General features: G+C 51.7%; 6 protein-coding genes. 2 read left to right on the top strand and 4 right to left on the bottom strand.

Annotation, left to right across the window (positions count from 1 at the left end; translation table 11 throughout):
- Positions 1-585, bottom strand: a 585-nt coding sequence (locus tag MoGM_RS06015; RefSeq protein ID WP_104369211.1) for a YhcH/YjgK/YiaL family protein, incomplete at its 3' end; no start/stop codon positions are given.
- A gap of 294 nt (positions 586-879) precedes the next feature.
- Here MoGM_RS06015 and MoGM_RS06010 point away from each other — a divergent pair.
- Together MoGM_RS06010 and eno are read left to right on the top strand one after the other, a co-directional pair.
- Positions 880-2,502, top strand: coding sequence for an RluA family pseudouridine synthase (locus tag MoGM_RS06010; RefSeq protein ID WP_104369210.1), 1,623 nt, complete (start codon positions 880-882; stop codon positions 2,500-2,502).
- 215 nt (positions 2,503-2,717) lie between these two features.
- Positions 2,718-4,016 (top strand): phosphopyruvate hydratase, encoded by a 1,299-nt coding sequence (gene eno / locus MoGM_RS06005; protein ID WP_104369209.1) that lies wholly within the window; start codon positions 2,718-2,720, stop codon positions 4,014-4,016.
- 137 nt (positions 4,017-4,153) lie between these two features.
- Here the strand turns inward: eno and MoGM_RS06000 are convergent, their stop codons facing one another.
- The 3 genes from MoGM_RS06000 to MoGM_RS05990 form a co-directional block, all read right to left on the bottom strand.
- The gene (locus MoGM_RS06000; protein WP_104369208.1) at positions 4,154-4,903 is read right to left on the bottom strand and encodes a LytTR family DNA-binding domain-containing protein; all 750 of its coding nucleotides are present in this window, start codon (positions 4,901-4,903) and stop codon (positions 4,154-4,156) included.
- A 32-nt stretch (positions 4,904-4,935) separates the two neighbouring features.
- The gene (locus tag MoGM_RS05995; RefSeq protein ID WP_104369207.1) at positions 4,936-6,924 is read right to left on the bottom strand and encodes a histidine kinase; all 1,989 of its coding nucleotides are present in this window, start codon (positions 6,922-6,924) and stop codon (positions 4,936-4,938) included.
- 212 nt (positions 6,925-7,136) lie between these two features.
- Positions 7,137-8,555 carry a sulfatase-like hydrolase/transferase gene (locus tag MoGM_RS05990; protein WP_104369206.1) on the bottom strand — a complete coding sequence of 473 codons (1,419 nt, stop codon included), beginning with the start codon at positions 8,553-8,555 and terminating at the stop codon, positions 7,137-7,139.
- Positions 8,556-8,871: the final 316 nt, after the last annotated feature.

Below are 8,871 nucleotides of genomic sequence, written 5' to 3'. Positions count from 1 at the left end.
CTGACTGTCACCGTCTGTCTTTATCTTTGCGATGTGCCAGTCTGACGGGAAGAAGACAAAGAACTTATCGGTAGCGGAGTCGTAGAACCGTGTCTTGTCCGGATCGTATCTGTAATGTATCACGTCGGGACGGTACTTGGTGTTCGGTTCGCTCGTGTTGTGGTCGATGATTCCGAATCGTTCAGTGCCTTTGACAACATATTGGAAGTCGACATGGTGGTAATGGCTCTCGCTGCGGCGCTTGGCAAGCTCTCCGTTCTCACTGTCTTCCACGCTTGTCACAAGTTCCGTACCCTCTATCGGGTGCTTGCCGGCGGGAATGGCGAGCAGGTCCGTTGAGGCAAGCCAGCGGAACATGGCTTCCCACTGGTCGGTATTCTTGGCATATTGCTCGTAAAATTCCACCGAGTTTACAGTCTCGTGAGGCGCGGCAGCGGTAAAACCGTTGCGCCATTTTCCTTTCTTCACCCACTTGGCGGCTTTCTTTTGAAGCACCTTGTCATTGCATTCACGGGTGTAAACGCCTTGGCCGTAGGCCGTAAAAGAAATCAATATGACGATTGTCAATGTCAGTAGTTTATTCATTTTGCCTGATTGTTTATTTGATTTGTATATATGCGAAAACATTTAAATTTACCCTACAGTAAGTGTTTATCAGCGTTACCCAAAGCACTTATTTATAAAAGGAAGCATTTATTTACTTAAAAGGAAGCGCTTATCCACTTAATAAGGAACTGCTTGTTTCCTACGCAAAAAGAGTTTATCCCATCAACAGGACTCATTTATCCCTTTAATAGAAATCACTTATCGGCCAGCGAAAGCATAATTATCGTTTTCCGAACATACAAAGGTAATAAAAAAAATCGTAACTTTGCCGTCATGACAGACATTATTCACCCTCTCGACACTACGATAGAACCACCCGGACGGTTTACCTTCCCATTCTGCTATGAGCCTCACAAGCTGTGCATAACGGCCGTCAGGGAGGTACAGGATTATATATCGGCAAGCGATATTAAGGCGTTTGCCGACGAGGGAAAGATGTTCGGAGTCCTTGTTGTGAAGCAAGGGGAGCGGCTTTATTATCTCGCGGCCTACTCCGGATTGCTCGACGGGCGCAACGACCTGCCGTTTTTCGTGCCGCCTGTGTTCGATGCCCAACACCCCGACGGAACATTCAAAAGGCGTGAAGCGGAAATCACGGCGGTAAACAAGCGGGTGACCGAACTTGAAAACAACGAGAAGAGACTGTCGTTGCTTGCCAAACTGGCTGACATTAAGGCCAAAGCGGTCGCCGAGGAGGATGGGTTCAGACATAAAATGCGACAGGCAAAGGCCGAAAGAGACGCGCTACGGAATGCCTGTCCCGACGGGCTGACGCAGGAAGAGGAAGGCAGATTGATACGGGAAAGCCAATATCTGAAGGCCGAACTGCGACGGATAAAGCTCCGTCACGCAGCGGCAACAGCCGCAACGGAAAAGGCCCTGGCCGTTTTTGATAACGAGATAGCCGCTCTCCGCGAACGGCGGAGACGCATGTCGGATGAATTGCAGGCATGGCTGTTCTCCCAATTCAAGATGCTTAACGCCCGTGGAGAATGCCGTGACCTCACGGATATATTCAAAGAGACTGCCGGACGGGTACCACCGGCGGGTGCGGGAGAGTGCTGTGCGCCCAAACTGCTGCAGTACGCATACGCTCACGGGCTGCATCCCGTATGCATGGCCGAGTTCTGGTGGGGCGCGGCACCCAAGTCGGAAGTGCGCCACCACGGCCGCTACTACCCGTCATGCCGCGGCAAATGCCTGCCGATACTCACCCACATGCTGCAAGGACTCGATGTGGATGATGACCCGCAGGCCGCCGACAACCATGAAACGGCCGACATAATATACGAAGACGGGCATATTGCCGTAATATGCAAACCGGCCGGAATGCTGTCTGTACCCGGCAAGACGAACCGCCAATCGGTGCTCGACATGATGCGTGAGCGATGCCCCGACGCCACCGGCCCCATGATAGTGCATCGTCTCGACATGGCGACCTCGGGACTGTTGGTTATAGCAAAGACCGAAGCGGCCTACCGCAACCTGCAAAAACAGTTTCTTACGAGAAGCGTAAAGAAGACATACGCCGCTCTGGTAGACGTCGAACTGACCGGCAGCGGCCGCATTTCGCTGCCGCTACGCCCCGACACGCTCAACCGTCCGATGCAGATTGTAGACAAGACGAAAGGCAGACAAGCAATAACAACATGGCGTGCGGTGGCAACAAAAGATGGAACAACACTTCTCGAACTGCATCCCGAGACAGGACGCACACACCAGCTGCGTGTACATTGCGCCCATCACGACGGTCTCAATGCTCCGATAACAGGCGACGAACTGTACGGACACAAAGCCGGGCGTCTTTTTCTGCACGCCTGCCGGCTCGAATTCACCCACCCTGCCACCGGGAAACGCATGATATTCGAGCGCAAAGCGGCTTTTCAACATTTATAAACAAAACATCAACTAAAAAGAGATAAAATAAAACAATAGTGCTGTCTTACAGAGCCTTATCACGCTGTGGGACGGCTTTTTTTACTATATTTGCACCGTACAAGGCACGCAGGGAAACGTGAGGCGGGCACACAAAAGATACGGTCATTATCAGAACCAACTCATTATCACATATAAACCAAGTTATTATCAACTATTCAAAAAACTTTTAAGCCATGAATATCAACAAAGTACATGCAAGAGAGATACTCGATTCAAGGGGAAACCCGACTGTCGAGGTTGAAGTGACCCTCGAATCGGGCATCACAGGAAGAGCGTCCGTACCGTCGGGAGCTTCCACCGGAGAACACGAAGCACTTGAACTGCGCGACGGAAACGAAAGGCGTTATTGCGGAAAGGGTGTGCTGGAAGCCGTTAAAAACGTGAACAACATCATCGAACCGGCACTGATAGGGCTATCGGCGCTGGAACAGCGCACCATCGACGAGGCGATGATAAAGCTCGACAGCACACCGGCCAAACTGCTGCTCGGAGCCAACGCCATACTCGGAGTGTCGCTCGCGGTGGCCCATGCGGCCGCAAACTACCTCCGTCTGCCGTTATACAGGTATCTCGGCGGAGCGAACGCATACGTCATGCCGGTACCGATGATGAACATAATAAACGGCGGAGCACACTCCGATGCCCCCATAGCCTTTCAGGAATTCATGATACGCCCCGTGGGCGCAAGCACCGAAAGAGAAGCGATAAGGATGGGAGCGGAAGTGTTTCACGCGCTCAAAGCCCTGCTGAAACACCGCGGCCTGACCACGGCGGTAGGCGATGAGGGCGGGTTCGCCCCGGCACTTAACAGTATCGAGGACGCTCTGGACTGCATCATGATTGCCATCAGCAATGCCGGCTACGCTCCCGGAACCGATGTCACGATAGCCATCGACTGCGCGGCGAGTGAGTTCTCGGTGATCGAAAACGGCAAGTTCTACTACGATTACAGCAGGCTCAAAAACGGAATGCCGAAAGAACAGCACGGCAAGAAGCTCAGTGACGAGGAGCAAATAGCGTATCTGGAACGCCTGATAACCAAATATCCGATAGACTCCATCGAAGACGCGCTCGACCAAAACGACTGGAACGGATGGGTAAAACTGACCAAAGCCATCGGCGGACAGTGCCAGCTGGTGGGTGACGACCTCTTTGTCACCAACGTCGAGTTTCTCGGCAAGGGCATAGAGATGGGAGCGGCAAACTCCATTCTCATAAAGGTAAACCAGATAGGGACGCTCACCGAGACACTCGATGCTATCGAAATGGCTCATCGCCACGGCTACACAACCGTGATAAGCCATCGCTCGGGAGAGACTGAGGATACCACGATTGCCGACATTGCCGTGGCCACAAACTCAGGACAGATAAAAACCGGCTCGCTGAGCCGCACCGACCGCACGGCCAAGTACAACCAGTTGATAAGGATCGAGGAAAAGCTCGGCAAACAAGCCCTCTACGGCAGAGAGTAGAAGACTGCCATGAATGACGGAAAAAGAAAAACTGTGTCAAACTGAAACAACAGCCTGGCACAGTTTGTTTTTTTTATGATCCCGGTATTCCTAAAGCACTATAAGAACGCCACAACCCCAGAAATCGGAGACAAGCCTCAGAACTTATTGAACCGCTCTATGAACCGGCGTCGGAAGAAGCTTCCCACCTTCACATATCCGATATTTTCGAAAGGCGGATAGAAACAGCATACATTGTCTTTCACCTCGAAGAGATAATCGATATTGATGATATATTTCTGGTTTACCTGTCTGAAGCGGTTGTCGATAGACAGTATCTTGTCGTTTGTCATATTCCTTTTAAGCCTTATCGGGGTTTTGCATCCCGCCACCACAACTTCCCACGAGCGCATCTCGTGATTATACTGGAACACTCCTATATCCTTTATCTTCACCATCCTGAAATCCACCGAGTTGGTATAGAATATGAAAGTGCCCTCATCCGGCTTTTTCATGCCGTCCGCAAGCCTTGCTCCACGCCTGTCCCTCTTCTCCGTCAGCCGCTGCATCACTATCTCCAACTCGTCCGAATCCACCGGCTTCAGAAGGAAATCAAATGCTTTCTGCCTGAATGCCGACAGCATGTAATTATCGAAAGCGGTGCATATCACCACATCGCAGTCAACCCCACCGCCGTTCATCGTAGCGAGAAAGTCAAGCCCCGACATGTCAGGCATTTCCACATCGAGAAATAGCACGTCCGGTTCAAGTTCCTCCACCAGTCTCAGTCCGCTCTCGCCTGTCAGCGCCATGCCCACTATTTCCACATCGGGAAAATTGACAAGAGCGTCCGACAGGGACTCTATCGCCGGTTTGTCGTCATCAACTATTATTATTCTCATACTCATATATCAGTTTCGTTTTGTTACATCCGCCTCACTCACGGCCGCACATCGGCCGGTATCGTAAGCCTTGCCTCGCACCCAGCCGTATTTCCGTCACCATCCGTCAGGTTTGATATGTCGAACCTCATAAAGTTCCGCTTTCTCCTTTCGTTTATAATGCGTATGGTATGGCGTATTATGTCAAGCCCGGTCCTTGTCCTGTCGCTACGCACACGGCTCATGTCAAATCCGTTGCCGTTGTCGGCTACCGTGACAACAGTACAGCCGGGCAGTGCATCCACCTTTATGATCAGCCGCTTTGTCCCGTCTTTCCCTTTCAGGCCGTGCTTTATTGAATTTTCCACCAGTATCTGCACAAACATGGACGGCACGCTGATTTCCGAAAGCGTCCCATCGTCGGGCACTTCCACCGTAAATTCAAAATCATCGCCCAATATGGGCTTTTCGATATCAACGTAATACTTTACGAAATTAATCTCGTCGGCAAGACTGATGAACATGTTTCTCGACATGTCGAGATCCGCTCTCAGCAGTTTCACGAGCATCATCAGCCTCTCACGCTCTTCCGCACGCATGGTATGCATGTGATTGTTCAGCACGTTGAACATGAAGTGCGGCGATATCCTGTTTCTAACGTTCGCCAGCCTGAGATACATCATGTCCATCTCCGTACGCAGCTTACGCTTGTATGTGTATGTGCCCCAGAGCATTGCGACCACCAGCGTCAGCACCACTATCGCCGCCACCACGCCCCACATGTTCCTAAGCTCGATATCCTTGGCGTTCATCTCAATGGCATGATGCAGCAACAGCGTGTCCTCCTTGAGTCTCTGCATGATCTCCGAAGCCCTCATGTGGCTGCGTGCCTCCTCTATCGAGTCGCTCACGCGCATCTCGTCCTCGAGACTTCTCAGGGCCGCTTTCCATCCGCCCGTACTCTCATGATACAGCCTCATGTACTTGTTGCGTATCCCCACGAGCGCATGATCACCCGGAGCGGCAAACTTCTCCGACGCGATTATCTTCCCAACCTCATGCGGCCGTCCTGCCTTCACCGCCAGTGCGATGCGTATCGAGTTGGCGTAATACATTCCCGCATACACACTGTGGCCGGCGAAAAACCGCTCAGCCTGCGCCACATACTCCTCGGCTTTCAAATCGTCGCCAAGGTTCAAGTACACATCGGCAAGGTTCACACGGCATGTAGCCATTGCCATTCCGTCGTTTCCGTATTTGTCAAGCATGCTTTCCAGTCTGAGGAACACTTTGAGCGCCTCACCGTAATCTTTTCTGAAATAATAGTAATTGCCGAAATTATTTAGATAATAAGCCTGCATGTTCGGCGCCATGAGGTCGTAGTATCTGCTCGTCTCCTGATAGTAGCGCAGCGAAGAGTCATAGTCTTTGAGCTGCATGTATATGTTGGCAAGTCCGAGATAGAGGGTAATGTTTTTCGTGTCGGGCATTTTCAGCGAATCGACAAGAAACAGCGCCCGCCGATACCAGGCGGCCGCCTGTGCCATGTCGCTGATTTGCGCATAGGCATCCGCAAGGTTAGCGCAGATCTCGGGGAGACTTCCCTTATTGTCGCTCCTCATCATCAAGTCGTAAGCCTCGGTGTGAAGGCCTATCACTTCATCGTGATTTTTACGGTACATGTGGCTGTAGTCAGCTTTCAATTCAAGGGCGAAAGCCTTTATTCCGTTCACCGCCGGCCCAGGCTTGCGACTATCCGCGAAATCGAGCGTACGGTCGATGTACGGCAACATGGAGTCGGGAGTCTGCGACAGATAGTAATATCTCGCGTATCTCAGGTAATATCCATACCATGTCAGGCTGTCAACGGCAGATGCCATGCCGCCTGCTATCATTGACAATGATTTTGGCGACATGGCATCTATCGAGTCGTCAAGAGTCCTCAACCGTCTTCTTGTCTCCTCACTGATGTGCCCCGTGTCATCGTTTCTCCCGCAACCCACCGTGAGAAACATCAGTATACCCGCTATATATAATAGTTGTCGCATCTTTATTATTATCGTATTCAGTCGACAAGGCTACGCAAGTCGAGGACAAAGACAGTGCAAGTCGAGTGTAATGAAACTCGTTTCAAATTACCGAGACACAGCCTGTCTGATGCAAAGATAATAAAAAAATCAACAACGGGAAGATGCAATGGAATACTTGCCGATAAATAGTGATTAAACGACGAGCATACAGTCACATTCGTTTTGACACATCAGAATGTCTCACCTTCAAGCGGCCAATTTGGCGACGGTGTGCGCATGGCTTTCATCTCCTCGTCAAACCGTTTCACCATCTCCGGATACTTGTCGGCCAGATTGACACGTTCCTCCGGGTCGTCTTTCAGGTTGTACAGTTCGAGCGGCCTGCCAGGCTTTATTGTCACGCACTTCCAGTCGCCCCGACGCGCGGCGCGCTGCTTTCCAGGAAACTCCCAGTACAACAGCCTGTCGTCCGTATCCGCCTCTCCGCCGTAGAACAGCGGCAGTATGTTCATGCCGTTGAGCCTCTGCGGCAGTGCGGACGTCGCTCCGGTGAGAGCGGCGAACGTGGGCATGATGTCGGGGAAATAAACAAGGTTTTCAAGCTTGCGTACCGGCACACGCCCAGGTTGGTTGACAATCATTGGCACACGGATGCCGCCCTCATACAACTGTGCCTTGCGTCCCCGGAAGCCCGCATTGCAATTAAGCTCGGCAATCGGTGCCTGCACGGCCGCCCCGTTGTCAGACGCGAATATCACGAGAGTATTTTCCCTCAGCCCCATTTTGTCAAGCTCGGCAATCAGCCTGCCTATCGCCTCGTCCATGTGGGTAATGAGGGCGGCATACCGCTTGGTGTCGGCCGACCAGTCGTCCCGGTCGTCATACCACACGGTGTTGTCGATGATATAAGGCTCGTGCGGCGCGTCGTATGCCAGATAAAGGAAAAACGGGTTCTCCCTGTTGCGCCGGATGAACTTGATGGCGTCTTCGGTTGAAAGATCCGTGTTGTGCTTCACATGCCGGTCGTGCGCATTCTCGTCTATCGTTATCAGACTGTCGCCCGCAAACCTATAATACGGATAATAATAAGGCGAGTTTGAGTGAACCGTGCTTATCGTCCATCCGTAGAACTCATCGAAGCCACGATGGTTTGGAGCCGACAGCGGGTCGTACCCGTCGAGATGCCACTTGTTCACCAGACACGTGCGGTAACCCGCCGCGCCCACCACCGTGGCCAGAGTGGTGTCCGTAGGCAACAGGTTTGCCCGGCGTATATACGTGGTATCGCCTTTCGGCGAAATCTTTATCCCCTTTATGCCGCCGGCCGTGCACGTGTTGTCCCTGATCGTGGTATTGCCTGTGTTCTTTCCGGTCATAAGGGCGCAACGCGACGGGGATGATATTCCGCTGCCCGCATAGCACTGTGTGAAGGTGGTGCCGGTGGCCGCCAGCCGGTCTATGTTGGGTGTCTTCACATGCTTGCTGCCGAAACACGAAAGGTCTCCATATCCCATATCGTCCGCAAGTATGAAAATGATGTTAGGCCTGTCCGGAGTGGCCTTCGGGCTGTTGTCTGCCGCCTGAGAGGCTGCCGGAACGACGCTCAGAGCCGCCATCATGCCGCCCAGGCGAATGTCGTTTTTCTTCATATAATAAGTTGTATGTTTTAGTAATCAACAGTTTTTTCCGCTTATTCAAAGACAGCGCAAACAGAGAGCCGCGAAACATGTCTCAAATCTTCCGACACGCACGTCATCCCGGGTCAAGGTGTAGCCTGTCTTATTGCAAAGATACGAATTTTTCCGATACCGGATGTCATTTATCAAAAAAAACATCGGCACGTCAATATGCCGGCGCCATAAAATGTAAACAAAACATCAGCCAACAATATACTGCCGCCAACCGAATATTTATGCGCATAAAGATAATATTTATGCAAAACGAAAACGACACACGGCTATATCC

Origin of the sequence: Prevotella sp. MGM1, from assembly GCF_002933775.1 — a bacterium.
Classification (GTDB): Bacteria; Bacteroidota; Bacteroidia; order Bacteroidales; family Bacteroidaceae; genus Prevotella.
This window is presented reverse-complemented; position numbering and strand designations above follow the sequence as displayed.

Bases quoted from the DNA above. Each gene is read 5' to 3' on its own strand.
- MoGM_RS06000 (WP_104369208.1), bottom strand. From the start codon at position 4,903: ATGAGTATGAGAATAATAATAGTTGATGACGACAAACCGGCGATAGAG.
- MoGM_RS05990 (WP_104369206.1), bottom strand. From the start codon at position 8,555: ATGAAGAAAAACGACATTCGCCTGGGCGGCATGATGGCGGCTCTGAGC.
- MoGM_RS06010 (WP_104369210.1), top strand. From the start codon at position 880: ATGACAGACATTATTCACCCTCTCGACACTACGATAGAACCACCCGGA.
- eno (WP_104369209.1), top strand. From the start codon at position 2,718: ATGAATATCAACAAAGTACATGCAAGAGAGATACTCGATTCAAGGGGA.
- MoGM_RS05995 (WP_104369207.1), bottom strand. From the start codon at position 6,924: ATGCGACAACTATTATATATAGCGGGTATACTGATGTTTCTCACGGTG.